Source organism: Streptomyces sp. NPDC020192 (genome assembly GCF_044388685.1).
Taxonomy (GTDB): Bacteria; Actinomycetota; Actinomycetes; order Streptomycetales; family Streptomycetaceae; genus Streptomyces.
Genome location: NZ_JBIRXG010000007.1, coordinates 1 through 23736, shown reverse-complemented (window position 1 = coordinate 23736; position 23736 = coordinate 1). Strand labels below are relative to the sequence as shown.

Sequence of the window (23736 nt, the reverse complement as noted above, 5' to 3'; positions counted from 1 at the left end):
ATGTACGGCTCTCTCAGGCCCGGTTCAGCTCGAACCACACCACCTTGCCGTTGCTCAGCCGGGTCGCGCCCCAGCGCCGGGCCAGCTTGTTGACCAGGACGAGGCCGCGCCCGCCCTCGTCGTCGGCCCGGGCCTGGCGCAGCCGCGGCAGCTGCGGGACGTCGTCGCCGACCTCGCAGCGCAGCACGTCGGTGCGCAGGAGCCGGAGCGTCACCGGGCTGGACGCGTACCGTACGGCGTTCGTCACGACCTCGCTGACCAGCAGCTCCACCGCGTCCGTCAGGTCCTCCAGGTCCCAGCGGGCGAGCGCGCGGCGGGCCAGCCGGCGGGCCTGGCCGGGAGCCGTCTCCTCCGGGTCCAGCCGCCAGTACGCGACATCGCTCGGCGCGATCCCGTCGAAGCGGGCCGCGAGCAACGCGATGTCGTCGTCCCGGTCACCCGGCCCGAGCATGTCCAGCACCTCGTCGCACAGGGCTTCCAGCGGCGGCGGATGGTCGGGGCCGGTCAGCCGGGCGGTCGCCGCGAGCTTCTCCCGCAGCTGTTCTATCCCGGTCCACACGTCCCGCAGCCGGGACTCCACCAGACCGTCGGTGTAGAGCAGCAGCGTGGCCCCGGCGGGCGCGTCCAGCTCGACCGCCTCGAAGTCCACCCCGCCGACGCCGATCGGCGCGCCGGGCGGCACCCGCAGCACCTCGGCCCGGCCGCCCAGGTGCAGCAGCACGGGCGGCGGATGACCGGCGTTGGCGATGGTGATGCGATGCGTGACCGGGTCGTAGACGGCGTACAGACAGGTCGCCATGCGGTCGGTGCCGAGCCGCTGCGCCTGCTCGTCCAGGTGGTGCAGCACCTCCTGCGGGGGCAGGTCCAGGTTGGCCAGGGTCTGCGCGGTCGTACGCAGCTGGCCCATGATCGCCGCCGAGGTCATGGAGTGGCCCATGACGTCACCGACGACCAGCGCGACCCGGCTGCCGGGCAGCGGGATCGCGTCGTACCAGTCGCCGCCCACCCGCGCGGTCTCGGCGGCCGGCAGATAGCGCGAGGCCAGCCGCACCCCGGTCGGGCGGGGCAGGGTCTCGGGCAGCATGGTGCGCTGCAGCTCGTCGGCGATGTAGGCCTCGCGGCCGTACAGCACCGCCTTGTCGATGCCGAGCGCGCTGTGCGTGGCCAGCTGGGCGGCGACCAGCAGATCGTCCGCCTCGAACGCGAGCCGCTCCGGGCGGCGCAGGAACAGGGCCGCGCCGATCACCCGGCGCCGGCCGCGCAGCGGGGCGAGGATCGCGTGCTGCCCGGACGGTACGAGCGCCTCGCTGCCGTCGCCGAGCAGTTCGGGCAGGGCGGCCCGGGCGGCGGGCGCGTCGGCGAACACCGGGCGCACCCCGCGCAGCACCTCGTTCAGCGCGCCGCCGGGGCGCACCTCGGCGAGCTCGGTGGTGAGCGAGGACAGCTCGGTCAGCGCGCTCGGCTCCGGCTCCGGGTCGAAGGCCGGCGGCAGCAGCACCCCGTCGGTGTCCCGCTCCTCCGGTATCCGGTCGGTCCGGCGCAGCCGCAGCACCACCGGACCGGTGGGCCGCTCGTCGCCGACCGGCAGCGGGTCGCGCAGATAGACCAGGATCGCGTCCGAGAACGTCGGCACGGTCGCCCGGCACAGGCCCATCACGATCTCGTCCAGATCGAGGCCGCGCGCGATGCGCCGGGTGGCCGCGCCCACGAACCTCAGCCGGTCCCCGTCGCGCCGCATCGGCATCGGCCGGCCCGGCGGCAGTCCGCGTCCGGTACGGCGGTCCTGGCCGCCCGGCGTCCGCTCCTGCTCGGCACCGGGCTGGGGCGGAATGCCCTCCGGCGCGGGACGCGGGCGGTGTTCCCCCACGCTCGGCTTCGCTCGCGCAGGGGGACCCCCATGCGCGGGAGATGCCCCCACGGCCTCGTCGGCGGCGGCGGGCTGGGAGTGCTCGGGGCCGTTGACTGGGGGCTCCTTCCCCTTGCCGACCGGGGGCTGCGTCCCCTTGCCGTCCTGTCCCTGACCACAGGGTGTCGCCGTGCCCGGTCCGGACGGCGTTCCGTCGGCCCGGGCCTGCACCGGTAAGCCGGAGCTGCCGGGCGCTTTCGGGGTATGCAGGACCGCCCCGCGGGCCTCCGCGGGGTCGGCGCCCTGAGGGCGCTCGAAGGAGGTGGGCTGCTCCGTCACGCGTGTCGCATCCATCCGTACGGCACTGCGCGCCGGGCGCGCAGTTGCTCCCGCAGAAGTCCCGATACCCGCAATGCGTGCCCCAGGAACGGAATTCCCGCGTGGTCAGAGGTGGTTCCTGTGCCCTGGTGCCCCTCGCTCACGTCGTGCCGCCCCTCGGTGACGATCGGTCAGACCCGGCGCATGCTCCGGGAGTTGCTTGTGTGCGCTCTTGCGGAGGACGATCCTACGTTTCCTGCCCGGGGGCGCATCAAGGGTCTCATGAGGACACGTGCGCGGTCGTACGGTCCCAGTCCTCGGGGAGAGAAGGTACCGCCCAGGACGGATCCGGGCGCCAGTGCTGCCAGCCCTCCGAGAACGGAGCCCCCCAGGCCTCGATCACCTCGACGGCGTCCTCACCCGCCGCCCGTACCCGTTCGGCGGTCGACGCGTCCATCAGCCCGTCCCGCTGGGCCTGCGCGAACTCGTCCTCGTCGCGCCAGTGCCAGCTGCGGTCCGGGTGCACGGAGATGTCCAGGAAGTAGTCCTCGGAGTCCACCCCGCCCGCCCAACGGGCCAGCGGCTGCTCCAGATTGACGTACCAGTTCTTGAACCGCCAGCCCGGCTCCCAGAACAGCCACACCGACCAGGGCCGGCCGGGCTGGGCGAGCTTCAGCACACCGGTGCCGAACCAGTGGTCCCGCTGCACCGTGCGCGGCTTGGTGTAGCGGGACTGGAGCGGCTCCAGATGCACCGGCGTGCCGTCGGCCAGCGCCGGCTTCATGCACTCGGTGCCGGGGGCCAGCCACACGGCGAGCAGCTCCGTGTCGTCGCGTACGACGGTGACGGGCCGGGCGATGTGGAAGTGCTCGCCGGCGTTCTCCCGGTAGCGCCACAGGATCCGGCTCCCGGGGGACCAGTACCTCGCAGCTCCCGCTGCCGTGCGTGTCATCGCTCCGCCGTCCGTCATGGACAGATATTAGGTGCCGTAGGCACACGACGCTGCGGTGCATGTCACGGTTCCGCGCCGGTGACCGTAAAGGTTCGCTCGCGGTTACGGCCGCGTCATCCTGAGGACATCCAGCGCCTCGTCGAGCTGCTCGACCGTCAGATCGCCGCGCTCGACGTACCCGTTCTCGAGGACGACCTCCCGGATGGTCTTCCGCTCGGCGAGGGACTTCTTGGCGACCTTCGCGGCCTCCTCGTAGCCGATGTACTTGTTGAGCGGGGTGACCACGGACGGGGACGACTCGGCGTACTCACGGGCCCGCTCCCGGTCGGCGGTGATGCCGTCGACGGTCCGGTCGGCGAGCAGCCGCGACACGTTGGCGAGCAGCCGGATCGACTCCAGCACGTTCCTGGCGATGACCGGGAGCATCACGTTCAGCTCGAAGTTCCCGGCGGCTCCGGCGGTGGCGATGGTGGCGTCGTTGCCGATCACCTGGGCGGCGACCATCAGCACGGCCTCCGGGACGACCGGGTTGACCTTGCCCGGCATGATGGACGACCCGGGCTGCAGGTCCGGCAGCCGGATCTCGGCGAGCCCGGTCCGCGGCCCCGACGCCATCCAGCGCAGATCGTTGGCGATCTTGGTGAGCCCGACCGCGATGGTCCTCAGCTGCCCGCTGGTCTCCACGATCCCGTCCCGGGCACCCTGCGCCTCGAAGTGGTCCCGGGCCTCGGTGAGCGGCAGCCCGGTGGCGAGGGCGACCTCCTGGATGACGGCGGCGGAGAACCCGGCCGGCGTGTTGATGCCCGTCCCCACGGCCGTCCCGCCCAGCGGCAGCTCGGCGAGGCGGGGCAGGGAGGCGGTGAGCCGCTCGACGCCGTAGCGCACCTGGGCGGCGTACCCGCCGAACTCCTGGCCCAGGGTCACCGGCGTGGCGTCCATGAGATGTGTCCGGCCCGACTTCACCACGTCGGCGAACTCCTCGGACTTACGGGTGAGGGAGTCGGCGAGGTGGGTGAGGGCCGGGATCAGATCGTGGGTGACGGCGGCGGTGGCGGCGATGTGGATGGAGGACGGGAACACGTCATTGGACGACTGCGAGGCGTTGACGTGGTCGTTCGGATGCACATCCCGCCCGAGCCGCTCACTGGCCAGCGTCGCGATGACCTCGTTGGTGTTCATGTTGGACGAGGTGCCGGAACCGGTCTGGAACACGTCGATGGGGAAGTGCTCGTCCCAGTCCCCGCGGGCGACCTCGACAGCCGCCTCCTGAACGGCCTCGGCGATGTCCTTGTCGAGCACCCCGAGCCGCGCGTTCACCTTCGCGGCGGCGCCCTTGATCCGGGCGAGCGCCTCGATGTGGGCGCGCTCGATGCGCTGTCCGGAGATCGGGAAGTTCTCGACGGCCCGCTGCGTCTGCGCCCGCCACTTGGCCTGCGCCGGGACCCGGACCTCGCCCATGGAGTCGTGCTCGATGCGGTATTCGCTCATGCCGGGTATAGCGGTCGAGGGGGTGGCGTTGTTCCGGGGGTTGGTCCGGGCGGGTGCGGGGGCCGACGGCTCAGGGCCCCGATGCCGACGGCACACTGTCCCGATGGAGAGGGATCATGCGACGATCGCCCGCGACCTGGTACGGACCCGTTTCCCCGGGGCCCGCGCGGCGTTCCTGACCGGAAGCGTCCTGACCGACCGCCGTACCCCCACCTCGGACCTCGACATCGTGGTGCTGCTGCCCGGCCCGCCCGCGCCCTTCCGCGAGAGCCTCGTGCACGAGGGCTGGCCGGTGGAACTGTTCGTGCAGACCGAGGCCGACTGGCGGGGCTTCGCCGAGCGCGAGACGGCCGAGCGCGGGTCACCGCTGCTGGCCATGTGCGCGAACGGGCTCCTGCTGACCGACACGGACGGCCTGGGGGCCGCGCTGCGGACCGAGGCCCGGGAGAGGCTGGCCGCCGGGCCGCCCGCGGTGTCGGTTGCGGAGCTGGAGGACCGGCGGTACGCGTTGACCGACGCCCTGGACGACTTCCGGGGCTGCGCCGACCCGCTGGAGCGGATCTATCTGGTGGCCGAGCTGCTGCGGCGCGCCTCGGAACTGGCCCTGCTGGCGGGTGGGCACTGGCTGGGCGGGGGCAAGTGGCTCTCCCGGCGCCTGGCCGAGGCCGAGCCAGGGCTGCACGGCCGGCTGACCGCGGGCGCGGCGATCGCGGGTACGGCGGAGGGGATGGCGGCGTTCACGGAGGCGTTGGGGCTGGCGGGTGGGCCGCTGTGGGCCGGGTACCGGCGGGGGTGAGGGCGGGGCACCCGGTCCCGTGCGCCGGTCGGAAGCGTTCCGGAAGCGGGCCGTGGCTGTCGGCGGAAGCGGGGGTGGGGCTTTGCTGGGGGAGTGAGCAGATCAACGCGTCGTGGGCGGTCGACGTACCGTGGCCGGTCAACGCGCCGCGGTGGACGGGCAATGCGCCGTGGCCGGTCAGCGGACCGCGGCCGGTCAGTGGATCGTGGCCGGTCAGCCGACCGTGGGCGGTCAGCGAGCCGCGGCCGGTCAGTGGACCGTGGCCGGTCAGTGGACCGTGGCCGGGAAGTGGATCCTGGCTGGTCAGCGAGCTGTGGGCAGTCAGCGGATCGTGGGCGCTCAGCGGACCGTGGCCGGTGGGGAGGCCGGGCCCCGTTCGTCGGCGACACGGAGGAAGGCCTCGACCGCCGACAGGTCCGTGCGCTCCAGGTCGTCGGTGCGGAGCACGATGCGCAGTTCCGGGGAGACGGCCGGGTCCTGGCGCAGGCTCTCGGTGAAGGTCTCGACGATCAGCAGCAGGAGCTGCGTGCGGTCGAGTTCGACGATACGGGACAGGCCCGCGCCGATGAGGGGTATCGCCACCGGTTTGAACAGGCCGTGCAGCGCGACCGAGGGCCAGAGACGCTCCAGGCTCAGGCGCAGATCCGCCGGGCCGGACCGGGCGCGCAGGTCGTTGCCCAGCCGGGAGTAGGCCACGGCGAACACACGGCGCCTGCCGACCGGCACCGCCACCACCGTACCGATGGGAAAGCGGGCACGCCGGCCGCGCCGTTTCGCCTGGACGCTCTCCGTGGACAAGGGCGTGAACTCGCCCAGTCCGCGCCGCAGTTTGTCGTCGAGGAGCCGGTGCCGGCCCTCGAAGAGGCGGTCGACCAGCTGCCCCTGCACACTCTCCCGGCTGATCACGACATCGTCGGCGAAGGTGTCGAAGGTGTCGGAGAACCCCACGACCAGATTGGCGTCCCCCTGCTCGAACAGGTCACCGCGCACCACGACGACGTCCACCCGCAGCCCGCGCAGGGTGTGCCGCAGCAGCTCACCGCCGTACCGCTTGCGCAGCCGGGCGTTCAGCAGGGCGAGGACGTCGGCGGCCTCGGGGTCGTCCGGCCGCTCCCGGGTCCGCTGTTCGGCCACCGGCAGCGCGAGGTCGTCACGGCCCAGCGCGATGTGTCCGTCGACCAGTTCCCGCAGCGCGGTCTCCCGGAGCCGGGTCAGCCGCCGCACCGGCGCGAGCGCGAACTCCTCGTCGTCCACCTCGGTCAGCGGCCGGCCGCGCCACAGCCGCAGCGCCTCCCCGAGCAGCCGCACGGCCGAGGCCGGTGCCGCGCGCAGCGCCTCGCCCACCAGACGGGTGAACTCCGTACTGTCCAACTCGTCCTCGGACAGGCACAGTTGGTAGGTGCTCTGCGCACCGCGCGCGGACGGCAGCTGTCCGGTGCGGATGATCCGGGCGCCGTGCCCCGGCCCGGCGAGGTCGAACGCCTGCCGCAGCTCCCTGATCCGCTTCTGCACCTCGTTGCGGTTGCGCAGCTCCTGCCGTGGCAGTTCGGCGGTCGGCTGCCAGACGTCCCGGTACAGCCGGCGCGCGGTCACGGCCTCGCCCTCGGCGGCGACCAGCCGCACCAGCAGACGGGCCGTCAGCGGGGTGAGGTGTACCGGAGTGCCGTGCACGTCCAGCCGTACGGGCCCCAGGACGCTCACGCGTACGCACGATGTGCGGGTCTGCACGCGCCTCGCCCCCTCCGTGCCCCCTCGGCCGCGTGACCGCGCGTCAGCGTACCAACACCGACAGGTCCTGGAGGGAAACATGCGATGGTCCGGTTCGCGAGAGACCGGGGTGCGGCTCCGGTTGCGGCTTCCGGGGTCGCGGCGCGGGCGGCGGATGTTCGCGGGCAGTGTGCTGGCCGCCTTCGGCGCCGTGTCGGCGGTCGTGCAGTTCGTCGGGCAGCTGTTCCCCCGCGCCGTGTCCCCTCCCGGGCCGGTCCTGGCCGGCTCCGTCGCCCTGTGCCTGGCCTGGGGACTCGCCCGGGCGCGCCCCCAGTCCGCGGTACGGCAGGAGTTCCGGCGCCCCGGTATGACGGTGGTGGTCGAGGAGGGCGACCTCTTCGAGCAGCCGGGTCATCTGGTGGTGGGGTTCACCGACACCTTCGACACTCTCGTGGACGACGGTGTCGTCATCAACGACGGCAGCGTACAAGGCCAGTTGCTCGCCCGCCGCTACGACGGGGACGCCCCGCGCCTGGACGCGGAACTGGCCGCCGCGCTGCACGGGGCCGTCCCGGTCGGGCGGGAGAGCGCACGGGACAAGCCGCGCGGCAAACGGGACCGGTACCCGATCGGGACCGTCGCCACCCTCGGCAGCCGGCCGCAGCTGGTCTTCGCCGTCGCCTACAGCCGGATGGGCAACGACTGCGTCGCCTCCTCCAGCGTGCACGACCTGTGGTTCGGCCTGGACCGGCTGTGGGACGCCGTCCACCGGCACGCCCAGCTCGAACGGGTCACCATGCCGCTGACCGGCGCCGGCCTCGCCCGGCTGCACGACCTCGACGAGGACAGCCTGCTGCGGCTGATCCTGCTGTCGTTCGTCACGCACTCCTGGGAGCGGACGGTCTGCCGCGAACTGCACGTGGTGGTCCGCCCCGGCGAGCTGGGCCGCATCGACCTGCCGGAGGCCGGCGCCTTCCTGGCCACGCTGGCGGCGGGTGCCCGGCGGCACGCCTGACACCCGCCGGGAGTTCGCGCCGGTGCGGTACGGGCCCCTCCCCCGGTCACCGGGCCCGTACCGCGGCTCAGCGGGCCGGCGGCACCGCGCCCCCGGTGCGGCCGTACGCCGACAGATGGCGGTACGGCCAGGTCTGGCGCCAGTCCGAGCCGGTGTCGTTGACCTTGCAGCCCGCCAGCTTCAGCCGCTCGACGACCTTGCCCAGCGCGGTCGCCGAGCCGTCGAACCGGATCACGTTCATGCCCGCGATGTCGGAGATCGTGCGCAGCGCCCCGACCTCCACCAGCAGCGTGCGCTCCGGGTACGCCATCAGCACCATGCCCAGTTCGATCAGCACGTTCGGCCGGGGCTGACCGGTCGGTTCGCTCTCGTACGGCGGCTCGTTCGGCCCCCGCAGATCCGGATGCAGCTGCACGATGTCGTCCGGGGTGAGCAGCACCAGCGCCGCCTGGGCCTGCGCGGGGGCCTGCGCGACGACCTCGCCGAGGAACGGCGCCGTCTTGCCGGTGGCTCTGACCAGGTCCTCCCACTCCAGCGGCCGCAGATCGAGCAGGCGCAGCAGGTCGAACACCTTCATCCGCGCCTCCTCGTCCCGCCCGTGGACGACGAAGACGTTGCGGCCGCGGTCGGGGGAGGGGCCGGAAGCGCCGTGCCGCGGCGGGGCAGGCGAGACAGGCGGGACATGCTGGGGACCGTCGTAGAAGTTCTGTGTCCCCGAGTTGACGGTGCCGCTGTTGTCGCGGACGAAGTTGTTGTGGTGCCCGGTCCCGGTCATGAGGTTCCCGCCCCCTTGCCGCTCTCGGCGCCGCGGTGGAAGTTCTGCGTGCCCGAGTTGACGGTGCCGCTGTTGTTGTTCACGAAGTTGTTGTTGTCGCCGTAGCTGTTGAGGATGTTCGTCTGGCGGGCCTCGTGCTCCGCCAGGTCCACGTTGTGCTCGAGCAGGAAGTCACGGATGACCTGCAGCAGTTGGCGCTCCACGATCTGCGTGTACTTGATCGTGTCCGTCTCCTGGAAGAAGACGTGGAAGTCGTCGCTGGTCGCCAGCTCCCGGATGCTGGTGAACGCCCCGCGGTTCCGCACGGTGTCCGCGTAGCGGCCGAGGCGGAACTCACTGGTGTCGGGTGACTCCAGCACCCGGATCCGGGTCCTGCGCAGCCGGTTGAGCACCGGGCGCAGAACGGCCTCGGGTGTGCTCCGCAGGGTGTGCCACGCGACCCTGAGCAGCAGTCGGACGTTCAGGGCGGCGGGGAGCCGGTCCACCAGGTGGAAGCTCGCCTGGATCGGCGCCAGCACGTACGAGTAGAACTCGGTGTGCAGGGAGTTTCCCTTGAGGTCGAATCCGACGAACGCCGTGGTGACGAGCTCCTGGTTCCACGAGCCCACCCGGACACACAGATACGGGCGCTGTGCGTCGTAGCGGTCCTCCCAGCCGCCGTCACGCGTGTCCCGGGCCGGCTCCGTCACACCGGGACGGGTCGTGACGGCCGTGGTGAACGTGCTCCGCTCGACGGCGAGTCCGTCGATCCGCTCCGACCGGCGGGCCCGGTCGCGCAGTTCCGCGGTCATGCGGTCGGCGACGTACGAGATGAGCTTTTCGGCGGTGAAGGGTATGACCTCCTGCCGCTGGGGCTCCTGGCCGGGGACGGTGTCCGTGGGCATGCCCGGTCCGTGCCGGTGCTGCTCGAACACGGGCACCGGCGCCCCGATCAGCAACTCGGCGGTGGACCAGCGCCGCACGGGCTCGCCCGCGCCGACGAACGGCTTGTAGCCGCCGTAGCGCACCAGACTGCCGTCCGCCGTCTGCTCCTTGTCGATCTTGGCCACCAGTTCGGCCGTCAGCAGGGGGTGTTCGGGATAGGAGCCGTTGAACCCGCTCGTCCGGCCCGTCGGATCGGTACGGCCGCGCAGCCGGGACACCAGCGTCTGCAGGGTGACGACCCGCCGTAGATACGCGGTGACCCACACGAGCCACAGCGCGGTCAGCCATCCGGCGTAGGAGTTCAGGACGCCGGTGCCCATGAGGACGAACGTGACGACGAGACCCGCGCCGAGGACCGCCAGCCGGACGCGGTGCAGCCGGCGCGCCGCGAGGGCGTGCGCGAGCACGGGAACCGCGTCGTACCCGTACGACGGTGCCACGACCCGGAACGGGTGGGTCAGCTCCCCGATGACGGTCGCGCGGTACTCGGGGTCGAGGTAGGTGCCGGCGCACAGCAGCCGGGTGGCGTCGCTCGTGGCGTCCCCGGGCGAGCGGTCCGGGACGGGCCCGGTCGGCTCCGGCGGCGGAGCGGAGCGGGAAAGGATGTCACTGGCCATGTCGTGCTGCTCCGCTCTGCTCAGCCGGTGGGGGTGATCGAGGCGGCGGTGATGATCCCGTCCACCACGGTGTACCGGCCGCTGTAAGACTTCTGCGTGCCGTTGGTCTGCCGGGCGGTCAGGCTCACCGAGACCGTCGTCCCGTCGACGGACTCGACTGTGGCGTCGTCCTGCGCGGTCTGATCGAAGCCCGACACGAAGGAGGAGTAGGACGCGTCGAGGTTCTTGCCGCCGAGGTCCCAAGCGGTCTTGAAGTCACGGTTGTTGATGGCCTCGAAGTAGCGGGTGACCGTCGAGCGGGGATCGGCCGCGTCTTCCGTGCCCGTCGTGATGCTCGGGCTCGGGGAGAGGAGGTCGGTGGCGTCGGTGCCCGAGGCGGACGCCTCCGGGGTCGTGCCGTACGTCGTGGAGGTGTCCGGTATGGAGGTGTCCGATGTCGCCGGATCGGTGAAGGGTGGCTGGTAGGAGAAGGAAGGCTGATAGGAGTAGCCGCCGCCGCTCGGGGCCGCGTCGGTGGATCCGCCGCTGTCCGAGGCCAGGCCGGGCAGTACGCCGGTCAGCAGGATGAGCAGGAGCGGGACACCGGCGATGATCAGCGCGTACGTCCGCTCGTGGCCGGCGGCGGGTAACAGGCTCGGCGGCCGGTAGGTATGGTTCATGGTTCCTCGCAGCTCCCGGCAGACCGCCGGGTCACGCTCGTCTCTTCGGTACGAACGGAGTTACCTTGCCCGACATCCGCCCGGCCGGAGCGGGTTTCACCGCTTCCGAACCGCTTCCGATCCGGCTGCGGCGGCCGGAGCCGGAACGGGCAGAGCCCCTGGCGGAGGGCCAGGGGCTCGGTACGGGAACTGCGGCGTGGGACCTGGAAGGAGTCGTTCGACTGGTTCGTCCGACGGCACCGAGCAGCCCGTCCGGCGTTTGAGGACGAGGTCGTCGGGCCGACGGGGTCCAGGGCCTGGAGCTCCCCGGGCGGGGTCGAAGGGGCGGCAGCCCCTGGGGATGGGACGGGTAGGGGCGGCGGGGGCGCAGTATCCATCAGCGGCTCCGCCGCGGGCCATCCCCCGCCGCACCACAGGCGCTACGCCAGCCCGGGCCCGCGCACCGGGATCGACGTGAACGTCGGGGCCGGGGCGGGATCCTGGAAGAAGTCGTTGCCCTTGTCGTCCACCACGATGAACGCCGGGAAGTCCTCGACCTCGATCTTCCAGACGGCCTCCATGCCGAGCTCCTCGTACTCGACGACCTCGACCTTCTTGATGCAGTCCTGGGCGAGGCGGGCGGCCGGGCCGCCGATGGAGCCGAGGTAGAAACCGCCGTGGGCGTTGCACGCGTCGGTGACCTGCTTGCTGCGGTTGCCCTTCGCGAGCATCACCTTGGAGCCGCCCGCCGCCTGGAACTGCTCCACGTAGGAGTCCATACGGCCGGCCGTGGTCGGGCCGAAGGAACCGGAGGCGTAACCCTCGGGGGTCTTCGCGGGACCGGCGTAGTACACCGGGTGGTCCTTCAGGTACTGCGGCATCTCCTCGCCCGCGTCCAGCCGCTCCTTGATCTTGGCGTGCGCGATGTCACGGGCCACGACCAGCGGGCCGGTCAGCGAGAGCCGGGTCTTGACCGGGTACTTGGTCAGCTCGGCGAGGATCGTGTCCATCGGCTGGTTCAGGTCGATCTTGACGACGTCACCGGACTCGTCCAGGTGCTCGTCGGTCGTCTCCGGCAGGAACCGCGCCGGGTCCGTCTCCAGCTGCTCCAGGAAGACGCCCTCGGCGGTGATCTTCGCGACGGCCTGGCGGTCGGCCGAGCAGGAGACGGCGATCGCGACCGGGCAGGAGGCGCCGTGGCGGGGGAGCCGGATCACGCGGACGTCGTGGCAGAAGTACTTGCCGCCGAACTGCGCGCCGATGCCGATCTTCTGCGTCAGCTCGAAGACCTTCTGCTCGAGGTCCTTGTCGCGGAAGCCGTGGCCCAGCTCCGAGCCCTCCGCCGGGATCTCGTCCAGGTAGTGCGCGGAGGCGTACTTCGCGGTCTTCAGCGCGTACTCGGCGCTCGTACCGCCGACGACGATCGCCAGGTGGTACGGCGGGCAGGCGGCCGTGCCCAGCGAACGGATCTTCTGCTCCAGGAACTTCATCATGGAGGCCTCGTTCAGGACGGCCTTCGTCTCCTGGTACAGGAACGACTTGTTGGCCGAGCCGCCGCCCTTCGCCATGAACAGGAACTTGTAGGCGCCGCCGTCGGTCGCGTACAGCTCGATCTGCGCCGGGAGGTTGGAGCCCGTGTTCTTCTCCTCCCACATGGTGAGCGGAGCCATCTGCGAGTAGCGCAGGTTGAGGTTCAGGTACGCGTCGTAGATGCCGCGCGAGAGGGCCGCCTCGTCGCCGCCCTCGGTCAGCACGTTCTGCCCGCGCTTGCCCATGACGATCGCCGTGCCGGTGTCCTGGCACATCGGCAGCACACCGGCCGCCGCGATGTTCGCGTTCTTCAGCAGGTCCAGCGCGACGAACTTGTCGTTGGCGCTGGCCTCCGGGTCGTCGATGATGCGGCGCAGCTGGGCCAGGTGGGCCGGGCGCAGGTAGTGCTGGATGTCGTGGATGGCCTCCTCGGCCAGCTTGCGCAGCGCCTCCGGCTCCACCTTGAGGAACGTCCGCCCGTCCGGTCCCTCGACGGTGGACACGCCCTCGGAGGTCACCAGCCGGTAGGGGGTGGTGTCCTCTCCCTGGGGGAGCAGATCGGTGTACGCGAACTCAGGCATCTCAGCCCATTCCTCACTCTGACGGACGGCGCCCGCCGACGCTGGCGGGCCTCACCAGCGTAGAACCTGCCGCTGACACGGAACCTGTGAGGTAAGGCTCAGTTCGGGCGGGGTGAGGGTTTTCCACAGGTGTCGGATGAGGGGTAGTCGCGATCTATCGCGTTTCGGTACGCTGTCTGCCGTGGACCTTCAGAAGCACACCGAGACGCCGGTTGCCGAGCTGCGTGCCTCGGACGCCGACCGTGACCGCATCGCCGACATCCTGCGGGAGGCCCTCGCGGAGGGGCGCCTGACCGCCGACGAGCACGCCGAGCGCGTGGAGGGAGTGCTGCACGCCAAGACGGTGGGTGAGCTGGAGGTCTTCATCCGGGACCTGCCCGCCGCCCACCAGCAGCCGGCCGCCCCCGCCTACACGCCGGTCCCGCCCCGGCCCACCCCGGGCGCGATACCCCACGAGGCGGACGCCAACGTGGTCGCGGTCTTCAGCAGCGCCGTGCGCCGCGGCCGCTGGCGCGCCGGGCGCCGGCTGCACGCGTACTCGGTCTTCGGCAGCGTCGAGATCGACCTCAGCGAGGCGATCTTCGAGTACCAGCAGGTCGTGATCAAGGCCGTCTCGGTCTTCGGCGACGTCCAGATCCGCGTCCCGGAGAACGTGTCGCTGCGCGGCACCGGCGGCGGTGTCCTCGGCAACTTCGAGGTGGACACGCTGGACTCGGTCGACGCCGACGCCCCGGTGGTCTACGTCGACGGCTGGGCCGTCCTCGGCAACGTGGAGGCGCGGCCCCGGCGCGGCAAGCGCATAGGCGACATCCTGGACCGGGTGCAGAGCAAGGTCGACCGGAAGCTGGAGCGGGTCCAGGACAAGGTCGACAGCAAGCTGCGCAAACACCTGGGCCATTGACGGTCGCGAATCGGCCGGTAAGCGGAAGGAGCCGGTCCTCGCGCGTGGCGAGCCAGGGGGCGCGAACGAGCCGCCGTGCGCCCACGGTTGGGAACGCAGTGCATAGGCGCGCGCACAGCGGGTAGGCCTTGCTGCATCGTCTCTCGCTCGCGAAGCCGTCGTCAGGAGTAGACCGTGCTGCAACCGCCGCATTCGTCCCTGCAGGTCGCTGCCGTTCCGGCCCAGCGGGTGCCAGTGCGAGACAGGGACCAAGACGCACCCTGGCACACCGAAGCGGTGTGCCGGCGTGACGAGGCCGGCCTGTTCTTCGCGCCGTCGAAGGAGCCGACCGCCGCCCGGCTGTCCCGCGAGGAGGCGGCCAAGCGCGTCTGTGCCCGCTGCCCGGTGATGGTCGAATGCCGCGAACACGCCCTTCTCCAGCCCGAGCCCTACGGCGTCTGGGGCGGCCTCACGGCAGCGGAGCGCCGGGTGGTCCTGGCGAGGCGTCGCCGCAGGGAGATGGAACTGAAGAAGGCGGCGAGGACGACGGCAGACAGGATGGCGGGTTAGGCAGAGGCACGTCCCGCGCCCCCGAAGGGGCGCGGGGAACCGCTCAGGCGCTACAAAACCCCGGACCTACTTGGCCTTGTCGAAGTCGATGGCGCTGTAGGCCCGCAGCTTGCTGAGCCGGTGCTCGGAATAGATCCGCCGCACCGTCCCGGACTTCGACCGCATCACGATGGACTCGGTCAGCGCGGTCTCCGAGCGGTACTGCACGCCGCGCAGCAGCTCACCGTCGGTGATCCCGGTGGCGACGAAGAACACGTTCTCACCCGATACCAGGTCGTCCGTGGTGAGCACCCGGTCCAGATCGTGCCCGGCGTCGATCGCCCGCTGCCGCTCCTCGTCGTCCTTCGGCCACAGTTTGCCCTGAATGGTTCCGCCCAGGCACTTCACGGCGCAGGCCGAGATGATGCCCTCGGGCGTGCCGCCGATGCCGAGCAGCAGGTCGACGCCGGTGCCCTCGCGCAGCGCGTACACCGAGCCGGCGACATCGCCGTCGGAGATCAGCTTGATGCGCGCGCCGGCCTCCCGGACCTCCTTGATCAGGCCCTCGTGCCGCGGCCGGTCGAGGATGACGACGGTGACGTCCTCCGGCGCGGACCGCTTGGCCTTGGCGATACGCCGGATGTTCACGGCGACCGGCGCGTTGATGTCGACGAAGTCCGCGGCCTCCGGGCCGGTGACCAGCTTGTCCATGTAGAACACGGCGGACGGGTCGAACATGGCGCCACGCTCGGCGGCGGCCAGGACGGCGATCGCGTTCGGCATGCCCTTGGCCGTCAGCGTCGTACCGTCGATCGGGTCGACGGCGATGTCGACCTCCGGGCCGGTGCCGTCGCCCACGCGCTCCCCGTTGAAGAGCATCGGGGCCTCGTCCTTCTCGCCCTCGCCGATGACGACGACGCCGTTCATCGACACGGTGGAGACGAGGGTCCGCATGGCGCGCACCGCGGCCCCGTCGGCGCCGTTCTTGTCGCCACGCCCCACCCAGCGGCCCGCGGCCATGGCGGCGGCCTCGGTCACCCGGACGAGTTCCAGGGCGAGGTTGCGGTCGGGAGCCTCGGAGGGAACATCGAGCTCGGACGGAAGATGATGATTTTCGGTCATCGGAGCGCACCTTTCTGATACGACGACGGCCGGATGAGGGTATTGGACTTGACTCTATCGTTAGGCAGACAAAATGAGCAGGGGGCCCCACGGATGAGCGCTTGGGGCACCTGCGACCATAGGGGGCGTGGCAGGTTCCAAAGGCAAGCAGAAGACGGCCCGGGACATGATTCTCTCCCTGGCCGTGATCGGTGTCGCGGCGGCGGTCGTCTACTTCTTCGCGATCCCGCACGACGATCACGCTCCCGACCTCAAACGGGTCGACTACCGGGTCGAGCTGCTCACGGCGCGCCGTGCGGCGAGCTACCCGGTCGCGGCTCCCGAGGGTCTGCCGAGCACCTGGAAGGCGACCTCCGTCAGCTACGACGGTGCGAAGAGCGACCGCTGGCACATGGGCTTCCAGACCCCGGACGGCCAGTACGTGCAGCTGGAGCAGTCCACGCAGAAGCCCGCCGACTTCATCGACGACGCCAGCCAGGGCGCGTCGGCGACGAAGAAGACCGAGACGATCGACGGCCGCACCTGGACCCACTACACCGGCGGCCGCTACGACGCCCTCGTCCTCGACGGCACCCACGGCTCCACGACGGTGGTGGCCGGCACGGCGTCCTTCGGTGACCTGACGAAGATGGCGGCGGCGCTGAAGACCAAGTGACCTGCGGATACGCCACAGGCCCCCGGCGGTGCCGGGGGCCTGTGGCATGTCGTGCGCGGTGTGCCGGGTGGCTCAGACGGTCGTGATGACGTCCTCGTACGCCAGGCGCGGCGAGCGCGGGAACCAGGCGTCAGGGCCCGGCTTGCCGATGTTGACGATCATCAGCGGGGTGTGGTCGTCGTCCAGGAACTCCTTGCGGACGCCCTCGAAGTCGAAGCCGGTCATCGGACCGGCGGCGAGGCCCGCGGCACGGACGCCGACGATGAAGTAGGCGGCCTGCAGGGAGGCGTTCAGCGCGGCGGCGCCCTCACGGGCCGGACGCTCGCTGAAGAACACGTCCTTGGCCTGCGGGAAGTGCGGGAAGAGGGCTGGCAGCTCCTCGTGGAACTCGTTGTCCGCGGAGAGGATCGCGACCAGCGGGGCGGCGGCGGTCTTCGGCTGGTTGCCCTCGGCCATGTGCTGCACCAGGCGCTCGCGGGCCTCGGGGGAGCGGACCAGGGTGATGCGCAGCGGGGACTGGTTGAAGGCGGTGGGGCCGTACTTGACCAGGTCGTAGATCGCCTGGACCTGCTCGTCGGTCACCTGCTCGTCGGTGAAGGTGTTCGCGGTGCGGGCCTCGCGGAACAGCAGGTCCTGGGCGGTGGAGTCAAGAACGAGAGACATGCGGGGACTTCCTCAACGTGCGCGTCCGGTCCGAGGAGTGCCGGACCGGCTGACGCACCGACCATACGACAGAGTAGGTTTAACCTTCAACAAAATCTGGAGTGCGGTGATCCGCTTCACAGTGCCCCGGCCGTTCCTACTCGCTCTCTTCTTCGGCCTCCTCCTCGGCGAGGGCCGCGTCCAGCCGGGCCCGCGCACCCTCCAGCCAGCGCCGGCACACCTTGGCCAGCTCCTCGCCGCGCTCCCACAGCGCCAGGGAGTCCTCCAGCGACGTACCGCCCGCCTCCAGGCGCCGTACGACCTCGATCAGCTCGTCCCGTGCCTGCTCGTAGGAGAGCGTCTCGTCCACCTTGCTCGTCATTCGCCCACCTTCACCGTGAATTCACCGTCGGCGACGCGCGCCCGCAGCGCCTCGCCCTGCGCGACCTCTTCCGGATCGCGTACCACGTGCCCGTCTGCCTTCTGCAGCACCGCGTAGCCGCGCCTGAGCGTGGCCGCGGGGGAGAGGGCCACCACGCGCGCGTGCGTGTGCGTCAGCTCCGAGTCCGCGCGGTCCAGCAGATGCCCGAGGCAGCGCCGCGAACGCTCGACCAGCGAAGCGACCTGGTCGGCCCGCTCGTCGATCATCCGGTGCGGATCCTCTATCGCCGGCCGGGCCAGCGCGTGCGCCAGCCCCCGGTCCTCCCGCTCCACGCACGCGTGCACACACCGCCGGGCCCGGTCCCGCAGCATCCGCACCCGCTCCAGCTCCTCGCCCACGTCCGGTACAACCTTCTTGGCCGCGTCTGTGGGGGTGGAGGCCCGGAGGTCGGCCACATAGTCCAGCAGCGGAGTGTCGGGTTCATGCCCGATGGCGGAGACGACGGGCGTACGGCACTCTGCCACGGCCCGTACGAGCTGCTCGTCCGAGAAGGGGAGCAGATCCTCGACGCTGCCACCGCCCCGCGCGACGATGATCACGTCCACGTCCTCGATCGCGTCCAGCTCCTTCACCGCCTGCACGACCTGCGGGACGGCGTGCACGCCCTGCACGGGGACGTTGCGCACCTCGAAGCGGACGGCGGGCCAGCGGTGCCGGGCGTTCTCCAGCACGTCCCGCTCCGCGGCCGAGGCTCGCCCGCACACCAGGCCGATCAGCTGCGGCAGGAACGGCAGCGGCTTCTTCCGCTCCGCCGCGAACAGCCCCTCGGCACCGAGCGCCTTCTTCAGCTGCTCCAGCCGGGCCAGCAGCTCCCCGACGCCGACGGGCCTTATCTCGGCGGCGCGGAGCGACAGCTGGCCGCGAGGCGCGTACCACTCGGGCTTCGCGAGTACGACGACCCGCGCGCCCTCGCCGACGACATCGGCGACGGCGTCGAACACCTGCCGATAACAGGTCACGCTCACGGAGATGTCGTACGACGGGTCCCGCAACGTCAGAAACACGACCCCGGCGCCGGGCCGCCGCGACAACTGCGTGATCTGCCCCTCGACCCACACCGCCCCGAGCCGGTCGATCCATCCCCCGATCAGCCGGGAGACCTCACCGACGGGGAGGGGGGCTTCGGGGGAGGTGTTGACAGCCATGCGCCGAGCGTAACGGTCCCCTCTGACACCGGGCGTTGCGGCTCAGCTACTCAACAGGCCGCACCCTGCCCCGCTGCTCCACCAGCACCACCAAGCCGATGACCAGCCACACCGCCCCCACCACCTGCGCCACCCCGCTCGCCGCCACGATCACCGCCACCGTGATCGCCGCCCCGAGCACCGGCACCAGCACATGCCGCCACCAGCTCACCGGCCCCCGCCCCGCGGCCGTACCGCCGTCGCCACCACGTACACCAGCGCCACCGCGCCGTGCGACCGGGCGTCCAGCGTGCCGAACACGCCCACCGGCGCCATCGGGGCGATGAACAGCAGCCCGTAGACGACCAGGTCCCAGAAGCCGAGGCTGCGCCGCAGCCGGTGCCGCTCGTCGGTCGTGGAAGCCGGCGTTCCGGTGTCGGACATGCCCACCAGTCTTCCCCGCGCGGCAGCGGGCACGCGATCTCTGGGCGGCCGAACGCGGCCTTACGATGGGACGCATGACCTCTTCGACTGGCCGCCGTGTCCTGCTCGCCGCCCCCCGTGGCTACTGCGCGGGTGTGGACCGCGCCGTGATCGCCGTCGAGAAGGCCCTCGAACAGTACGGGGCCCCGATCTACGTCCGGCACGAGATCGTCCACAACAAGTACGTCGTGCAGACCCTGGAGAAGAAGGGCGCGATCTTCGTCGAGCGGACGGAGGAGGTGCCGGCCGGCAACATCGTGATGTTCTCGGCGCACGGCGTCGCCCCGGTCGTGCACGAGGAGGCCGCGCGAGGCCGCCTCGCCACCATCGACGCCACCTGCCCCCTGGTCACCAAGGTCCACAAGGAAGCCGTCCGCTACGCCAACGACGACTACGACATCCTCCTGATCGGGCACGAGGGCCACGAGGAGGTCATCGGCACCTCCGGCGAGGCCCCCGACCACATCCAGCTCGTCGACGGCCCGGGCGACGTCGCCAAGGTCGAGGTCCGCGACCCGTCGAAGGTCGTCTGGCTGTCCCAGACCACCCTGTCCGTGGACGAGACCATGGAGACCGTCGACGCCCTGAAGACCAAGTTCCCGGGACTCGTCTCCCCGCCCAGTGACGACATCTGCTACGCCACGCAGAACCGCCAGCTCGCCGTGAAGCAGATGGGCGCCGAGGCCGAGCTGGTCATCGTCGTCGGCTCGCGCAACTCCTCCAACTCCAAGCGGCTGGTCGAGGTCGCCAAGCTGGCCGGTGCCCGCGAGGCCTACCTGGTGGACTTCGCCAGCGAGATCGACGAGGCCTGGCTGGAGGGCGTGACGACGGTCGGCGTCACCTCCGGTGCCTCCGTCCCGGAGGTACTGGTCGAGCAGGTGCTGGAGTGGCTCGGCGAGCGTGGCTACGGCGACGTGGAGCTGGTCAGGGCGGCCGAGGAGTCCATCACCTTCTCGCTGCCCAAGGAACTCCGCCGTGACCTGCGCGATGAGGCGGCCGCACTGGTGGCCGAGCGTGGTGGGAGCGGCACGGCCGAGGCGTGACTGTCAGTGGTCCGTCGTAACGTGGTGCCATGCAGATCTTCGGCGTGGACATCGGCGGATCCGGGATCAAGGGCGCCCCTGTGGACCTGGACAAGGGCGACCTGGCCCAGGAGCGCTGCAAGGTGCTCACCCCCCACCCGGCGACACCGGACGGTGTGGCCGACGGGGTCAAGCAGGTCGTGGACCACTTCGGCTGGACGGGCCCGGTCGGCCTGACCTTCCCCGGGGTGGTCACGGGCGGCGCCATGGTCCGTACGGCGGCGAACGTCGACAAGGGCTGGATCGACACGGACGCGGGCGCACTGTTCTCCGGCCGGCTGGGCGGGCTGCCGGTGACGGTGGTCAACGACGCGGACGCGGCGGGCGTCGCCGAGATGCGCTTCGGCGTCGGCCGCGACCGCAGGGGCACGGTCATCCTGCTCACCTTCGGCACCGGAATCGGCAGCGCCGTCTTCGTCGACGGCGTCCTCGTGCCCAACACGGAGCTGGGCCATCTGGAGCTGAACGGCCACGACGCCGAGACGCGCGCCTCCAGCAAGGCCAAGGAGGACGGCGACATGACCTGGGAGCACTGGGCCCGTCGCGTCCAGAAGTACCTGGCGCACGTGGAGATGCTCTTCTCGCCCGAGCTGTTCATCATCGGCGGCGGTGTCAGCCGCAAGGCGGACAAGTTCCTGCACCTCATCGAGGGCATCAGAGCCGAGATCGTCCCCGCGCAGCTGCAGAACAACGCGGGGATCGTGGGGGCGGCGATGAGAGCGGCCGAGCAGCAGCGGTAGGAGAAGCGGCGGTACGGCGGTCGGGTACGGCGCTCAGGTGCGGCGCCGGCGCCGCCGTACCCACCGCACCCGGCGTACGAGCACGATCACACCGGCGACGAGCGTCCCGCCGTACAGCCAGCCGGCCTGCGTGGCGAGCCCGGTGAACACGCCCATCAGGCGGGCGAGCAGCCCCCCGTTGCCGTCGGCGACGGGGAACAGCCCGAGGGCGAACGCGATCGGCAGGATCACGGGAGCGGTCAGCAGATCCCCACCGCGCACCCACAGCGCGGTCAGGACGCACACCGGCAGGAACAGCACGCCGTACACCGTCATGGAAGCGCCGAACAGCAGCTGGTCCAGGCAGCCGAGCAGGAGCATCCCGACGGTGCTGAACAGCCCGCTGCCGAGCCCGGTGAGCCGGGGACCCGGCAGCCGTGGCCCGGGCGGCGCCGGCCGGGCGACCCGCCCCTGCCGCGCGCCTCGCTCCGCTGGTGCGGGCCCGCGCCGGGCCTGCGGGGGCAGCTGCGCGGGCGGCGGCGTGCCGCGTCGCGGTCCGTCTTTCGGGGGTCGCGTTCTGTGTTGCTCCACTGGACCAACTTAGGTCTGTTTATGTGCCGAATCGCCCCTCAGACACGCCGGTGAACGCAGCTTGGCCGGGCGTTCGACGCTCCCGGGAGCCGGTGGGCGGGGACGCCGTAAACTGGGGGATCGGCCGGTGTCGGTCTCTGGCCCCTGGCACCCCTGTCCCGCTCACATCGCCCACTCATCTACGGGAAGTCGCAACGTGTCGCTCACGATCGGAATCGTCGGCCTGCCCAACGTCGGCAAGTCGACCCTGTTCAACGCCCTGACCAAGAACGACGTGCTGGCGGCCAACTACCCGTTCGCCACGATCGAGCCGAACGTCGGCGTGGTCGGCGTCCCCGACGCCCGTCTCGCGCAGCTGGCGTCGATCTTCGGCTCGGAGCGCATCCTTCCGGCCACGGTCGACTTCGTCGACATCGCCGGCATCGTGCGCGGCGCCTCCGAGGGCGAGGGCCTCGGCAACAAGTTCCTCGCGAACATCCGCGAGTCCGACGCGATCTGCCAGGTCATCCGCGCCTTCAAGGACGAGAACGTCGTCCACGTCGACGGCAAGGTCTCGCCGAAGGACGACATCGAGACGATCAACACCGAGCTGATCCTGGCCGACCTCCAGACGATCGAGAAGGTCCTTCCCCGGTTCCAGAAGGAGTCGCGGATCAAGAAGGACGTGGCGCCCAAGGTCAAGGCGGTCGAGGAGGCCAAGGAGATCCTGGAGAAGGGCGACACGCTCTTCGCACACGGCATCGTCCAGGGCACGGAGCGCAACGAGCTCCTCCACGACCTGCACCTGCTCACCACCAAGCCCTTCCTCTACGTCTTCAACGTCGACGAGGACGAGCTGACGGACGACGCCTTCAAGGACGAGCAGCGCGCCCTGGTCGCCCCCGCCGAGGCGATCTTCCTCAACGCCAAGCTGGAGGCGGACCTGGCGGAGCTGGACGAGGAGGAGGCCCTGGAACTGCTGGAGTCCGTCGGCCAGCACGAGCCGGGCCTCGCCACCCTCGCCCGCGTCGGCTTCAACACCCTCGGCCTGCAGACCTACCTCACGGCCGGCCCCAAGGAGTCCCGCGCCTGGACGATCAAGAAGGGCGCCACGGCCCCCGAGGCGGCTGGCGTGATCCACACCGACTTCCAGAAGGGCTTCATCAAGGCGGAGGTCATCTCCTTCGCCGACCTGCTCGCCACCGGCTCGGTCACCGAGGCCCGCGCCAAGGGCAAGGCCCGCATGGAGGGCAAGGAGTACGTCATGCAGGACGGGGACGTGGTGGAGTTCCGGTTCAACGTGTAACCGATTTGCTGCTGTGCGTGAGGTGGGTTCACAAGCGTGCAGGTGAGAAGGAGTCGGCTCCTCGGGAGCCGGCCCCTTCGTCAGCGCCGTGCCAGATGAGTGCCGGATGATTCTGGCGCCACGTTGGTCGGTGTCAGCTGACTGGCAATATTCCGCCCGAGGTGCAACTGAGCCGTCGCAGGCCACGGAGGCAGGCCGGGGCGAGACCTGACCCTGCTGCTGGACCAGCCAGAGTTGGACGGCCGCAATCCTGACCCGCCGTCGACCGGAGTCCGTTTCCGGCTACCCGCCAGGGAACATCGTCGGCGGGAAGAAGCAACTTCCGGTTTCACCTGCGTGGTGTTTCGTTCGTCGATCATGAGACATCCGTCGAGAACGTGCCCGGTGGGTAAGCCGCAGGACCAAAGTTGACACGGGGTTCCCCGATCCGTACTCTTCTCCGAGTTGTCCGACGTGAGTACCGATTCCAGTCGGCCCCGGACGGCTATTCCGTAAGATCCACAGAAGCTGACGGTGCTTTGTCATGCCGTTCTGCCTGCTGTGCGCTCTTGCTAAATAAGGAATCCGTGCCCGAAGGTTCGAGCGTGAGCGGCTCGATTAGCGTCCGGGGCAGCGAATCAGCTAAAGTCTCACTCGTCGGAACGGCCCAACAGTCGTGAAGGCAACTCCCGCTGACTGGGAATCAGGCGCCGAAAGGATCTGATAGAGTCGGAACCGCCGGAGAGGGAAACGCGAGAGCGAGAACCTGGAAAGCGCCGAGGAAATCGGATCGAGAAAAGGTCTGATAGAGTCGGAAACGCAAGATCGAAGGGAAGCGCCCGGAGGAAAGCCCGAGAGGGTGAGTACAAAGGAAGTGACCGTTCCTTGAGAACTCAACAGCGTGCCAAAAATCAACGCCAGATATGTTGATACCCCGTCTCCAGCATCTGCTGGGACGAGGTTCCTTTGAAATAACACAGCGAGGACGCTGTGAAC

22 protein-coding genes and 1 pseudogene are annotated in these 23736 nt (G+C 70.6%); 8 read left to right on the top strand and 15 right to left on the bottom strand.

Annotation, left to right across the window (positions count from 1 at the left end; all coding sequences use genetic code 11):
- Positions 1-13: 13 nt before the first annotated feature.
- The 3 genes from ACH47Z_RS15505 to ACH47Z_RS15495 form a co-directional block, all read right to left on the bottom strand.
- Complete coding sequence (locus tag ACH47Z_RS15505) at positions 14-2185, bottom strand: SpoIIE family protein phosphatase (protein WP_399073767.1); 2172 nt, start codon at positions 2183-2185, stop codon at positions 14-16.
- 259 nt (positions 2186-2444) lie between these two features.
- On the bottom strand, positions 2445-3134 hold the full coding sequence (locus tag ACH47Z_RS15500; RefSeq protein ID WP_399073766.1) for a DUF402 domain-containing protein: 690 nt from the start codon (positions 3132-3134) through the stop codon (positions 2445-2447).
- A gap of 84 nt (positions 3135-3218) precedes the next feature.
- Positions 3219-4604, bottom strand: a complete 1386-nt coding sequence (locus ACH47Z_RS15495) for a class II fumarate hydratase (protein ID WP_399073765.1) — start codon at positions 4602-4604, stop codon at positions 3219-3221.
- A 103-nt stretch (positions 4605-4707) separates the two neighbouring features.
- On the opposite strand from ACH47Z_RS15495, the gene ACH47Z_RS15490 reads away from it, so the two are divergent.
- Positions 4708-5400, top strand: a complete 693-nt coding sequence (locus tag ACH47Z_RS15490) for a nucleotidyltransferase domain-containing protein (protein WP_399073764.1) — start codon at positions 4708-4710, stop codon at positions 5398-5400.
- A gap of 339 nt (positions 5401-5739) precedes the next feature.
- On the opposite strand, the gene ACH47Z_RS15485 is transcribed toward ACH47Z_RS15490, so the two are convergent.
- Positions 5740-7101, bottom strand: a complete 1362-nt coding sequence (locus ACH47Z_RS15485) for a macro domain-containing protein (RefSeq protein WP_399073763.1) — start codon at positions 7099-7101, stop codon at positions 5740-5742.
- A gap of 106 nt (positions 7102-7207) precedes the next feature.
- Between ACH47Z_RS15485 and ACH47Z_RS15480 the strand changes: the two genes are divergently transcribed.
- Complete coding sequence (locus ACH47Z_RS15480) at positions 7208-8122, top strand: macro domain-containing protein (RefSeq protein WP_399073762.1); 915 nt, start codon at positions 7208-7210, stop codon at positions 8120-8122.
- 67 nt (positions 8123-8189) lie between these two features.
- Here the strand turns inward: ACH47Z_RS15480 and ACH47Z_RS15475 are convergent, their stop codons facing one another.
- The 4 genes from ACH47Z_RS15475 to ACH47Z_RS15460 all read right to left on the bottom strand — a co-directional run bounded on the left by ACH47Z_RS15475 (position 8190) and on the right by ACH47Z_RS15460 (position 13187).
- Positions 8190-8897: a TIR domain-containing protein gene (locus ACH47Z_RS15475; protein WP_399073761.1), complete on the bottom strand. Its 708-nt coding sequence runs from the start codon at positions 8895-8897 to the stop codon at positions 8190-8192.
- Complete coding sequence (locus tag ACH47Z_RS15470; protein WP_399073760.1) at positions 8894-10438, bottom strand: hypothetical protein; 1545 nt, start codon at positions 10436-10438, stop codon at positions 8894-8896. Before ACH47Z_RS15470 ends, ACH47Z_RS15475 begins: the two co-directional genes overlap by 4 nt.
- 20 nt (positions 10439-10458) lie before the next feature.
- Positions 10459-11097 (bottom strand): hypothetical protein, encoded by a 639-nt coding sequence (locus tag ACH47Z_RS15465; protein ID WP_399073759.1) that lies wholly within the window; start codon positions 11095-11097, stop codon positions 10459-10461.
- 419 nt (positions 11098-11516) lie between these two features.
- On the bottom strand, positions 11517-13187 hold the full coding sequence (locus ACH47Z_RS15460) for a fumarate hydratase (RefSeq protein ID WP_399073758.1): 1671 nt from the start codon (positions 13185-13187) through the stop codon (positions 11517-11519).
- A gap of 181 nt (positions 13188-13368) precedes the next feature.
- Here ACH47Z_RS15460 and ACH47Z_RS15455 point away from each other — a divergent pair, with 181 nt between their 5' ends.
- Both ACH47Z_RS15455 and ACH47Z_RS15450 read left to right on the top strand, forming a co-directional pair.
- Positions 13369-14088, top strand: coding sequence for a DUF1707 domain-containing protein (locus tag ACH47Z_RS15455; RefSeq protein WP_399073757.1), 720 nt, complete (start codon positions 13369-13371; stop codon positions 14086-14088).
- 174 nt (positions 14089-14262) lie between these two features.
- Positions 14263-14637, top strand: a complete 375-nt coding sequence (locus tag ACH47Z_RS15450) for a WhiB family transcriptional regulator (RefSeq protein WP_399073756.1) — start codon at positions 14263-14265, stop codon at positions 14635-14637.
- A 66-nt stretch (positions 14638-14703) separates the two neighbouring features.
- On the opposite strand, the gene glpX is transcribed toward ACH47Z_RS15450, so the two are convergent.
- On the bottom strand, positions 14704-15738 hold the full coding sequence (gene glpX, locus ACH47Z_RS15445) for a class II fructose-bisphosphatase (protein ID WP_399073755.1): 1035 nt from the start codon (positions 15736-15738) through the stop codon (positions 14704-14706).
- Positions 15739-15865: 127 nt separating this feature from the next.
- Between glpX and ACH47Z_RS15440 the strand changes: the two genes are divergently transcribed.
- Positions 15866-16393: a DUF4245 domain-containing protein gene (locus ACH47Z_RS15440; protein ID WP_399073754.1), complete on the top strand. Its 528-nt coding sequence runs from the start codon at positions 15866-15868 to the stop codon at positions 16391-16393.
- 72 nt (positions 16394-16465) lie between these two features.
- On the opposite strand, the gene ACH47Z_RS15435 is transcribed toward ACH47Z_RS15440, so the two are convergent.
- The 5 genes and pseudogenes from ACH47Z_RS15435 to ACH47Z_RS15415 form a co-directional block, all read right to left on the bottom strand.
- Complete coding sequence (locus ACH47Z_RS15435) at positions 16466-17056, bottom strand: malonic semialdehyde reductase (RefSeq protein ID WP_361188456.1); 591 nt, start codon at positions 17054-17056, stop codon at positions 16466-16468.
- Positions 17057-17192: 136 nt separating this feature from the next.
- Positions 17193-17417: an exodeoxyribonuclease VII small subunit gene (locus tag ACH47Z_RS15430; RefSeq protein WP_399073753.1), complete on the bottom strand. Its 225-nt coding sequence runs from the start codon at positions 17415-17417 to the stop codon at positions 17193-17195.
- Positions 17414-18622, bottom strand: coding sequence for an exodeoxyribonuclease VII large subunit (xseA, locus tag ACH47Z_RS15425; RefSeq protein WP_399073752.1), 1209 nt, complete (start codon positions 18620-18622; stop codon positions 17414-17416). The genes ACH47Z_RS15430 and xseA overlap by 4 nt, the downstream gene beginning before the upstream one ends.
- 46 nt (positions 18623-18668) lie before the next feature.
- Positions 18669-18833, bottom strand: coding sequence for a hypothetical protein (locus ACH47Z_RS15420; RefSeq protein WP_399073751.1), 165 nt, complete (start codon positions 18831-18833; stop codon positions 18669-18671).
- A gap of 26 nt (positions 18834-18859) precedes the next feature.
- Positions 18860-19045 (bottom strand): annotated as a pseudogene (locus ACH47Z_RS15415) (amino acid permease); the annotation flags it as partial.
- Positions 19046-19110: 65 nt separating this feature from the next.
- On the opposite strand from ACH47Z_RS15415, the gene ACH47Z_RS15410 reads away from it, so the two are divergent.
- The gene (locus ACH47Z_RS15410; RefSeq protein WP_399073750.1) at positions 19111-20127 is read left to right on the top strand and encodes a 4-hydroxy-3-methylbut-2-enyl diphosphate reductase; all 1017 of its coding nucleotides are present in this window, start codon (positions 19111-19113) and stop codon (positions 20125-20127) included.
- A gap of 29 nt (positions 20128-20156) precedes the next feature.
- Positions 20157-20906, top strand: a complete 750-nt coding sequence (gene ppgK, locus ACH47Z_RS15405; protein ID WP_399073749.1) for a polyphosphate--glucose phosphotransferase — start codon at positions 20157-20159, stop codon at positions 20904-20906.
- Between the two features lie 33 nt (positions 20907-20939).
- On the opposite strand, the gene ACH47Z_RS15400 is transcribed toward ppgK, so the two are convergent.
- The gene (locus ACH47Z_RS15400; RefSeq protein ID WP_399073748.1) at positions 20940-21476 is read right to left on the bottom strand and encodes a DUF6542 domain-containing protein; all 537 of its coding nucleotides are present in this window, start codon (positions 21474-21476) and stop codon (positions 20940-20942) included.
- A gap of 196 nt (positions 21477-21672) precedes the next feature.
- On the opposite strand from ACH47Z_RS15400, the gene ychF reads away from it, so the two are divergent.
- Positions 21673-22761, top strand: a complete 1089-nt coding sequence (gene ychF, locus ACH47Z_RS15395; RefSeq protein ID WP_399073747.1) for a redox-regulated ATPase YchF — start codon at positions 21673-21675, stop codon at positions 22759-22761.
- Positions 22762-23736: the final 975 nt, after the last annotated feature.

Bases quoted from the DNA above. Each gene is read 5' to 3' on its own strand.
- ACH47Z_RS15500 (WP_399073766.1), bottom strand. From the start codon at position 3,134: ATGACGGACGGCGGAGCGATGACACGCACGGCAGCGGGAGCTGCGAGG.
- ACH47Z_RS15495 (WP_399073765.1), bottom strand. From the start codon at position 4,604: ATGAGCGAATACCGCATCGAGCACGACTCCATGGGCGAGGTCCGGGTC.
- ACH47Z_RS15490 (WP_399073764.1), top strand. From the start codon at position 4,708: ATGGAGAGGGATCATGCGACGATCGCCCGCGACCTGGTACGGACCCGT.
- ACH47Z_RS15480 (WP_399073762.1), top strand. From the start codon at position 7,208: ATGCGATGGTCCGGTTCGCGAGAGACCGGGGTGCGGCTCCGGTTGCGG.
- ACH47Z_RS15475 (WP_399073761.1), bottom strand. From the start codon at position 8,897: ATGACCGGGACCGGGCACCACAACAACTTCGTCCGCGACAACAGCGGC.
- ACH47Z_RS15470 (WP_399073760.1), bottom strand. From the start codon at position 10,438: ATGGCCAGTGACATCCTTTCCCGCTCCGCTCCGCCGCCGGAGCCGACC.
- ACH47Z_RS15465 (WP_399073759.1), bottom strand. From the start codon at position 11,097: ATGAACCATACCTACCGGCCGCCGAGCCTGTTACCCGCCGCCGGCCAC.
- ACH47Z_RS15460 (WP_399073758.1), bottom strand. From the start codon at position 13,187: ATGCCTGAGTTCGCGTACACCGATCTGCTCCCCCAGGGAGAGGACACC.
- glpX (WP_399073755.1), bottom strand. From the start codon at position 15,738: ATGACCGAAAATCATCATCTTCCGTCCGAGCTCGATGTTCCCTCCGAG.
- ACH47Z_RS15435 (WP_361188456.1), bottom strand. From the start codon at position 17,056: ATGTCTCTCGTTCTTGACTCCACCGCCCAGGACCTGCTGTTCCGCGAG.
- ACH47Z_RS15430 (WP_399073753.1), bottom strand. From the start codon at position 17,417: ATGACGAGCAAGGTGGACGAGACGCTCTCCTACGAGCAGGCACGGGAC.
- xseA (WP_399073752.1), bottom strand. From the start codon at position 18,622: ATGGCTGTCAACACCTCCCCCGAAGCCCCCCTCCCCGTCGGTGAGGTC.
- ACH47Z_RS15410 (WP_399073750.1), top strand. From the start codon at position 19,111: ATGGGACGCATGACCTCTTCGACTGGCCGCCGTGTCCTGCTCGCCGCC.
- ppgK (WP_399073749.1), top strand. From the start codon at position 20,157: ATGCAGATCTTCGGCGTGGACATCGGCGGATCCGGGATCAAGGGCGCC.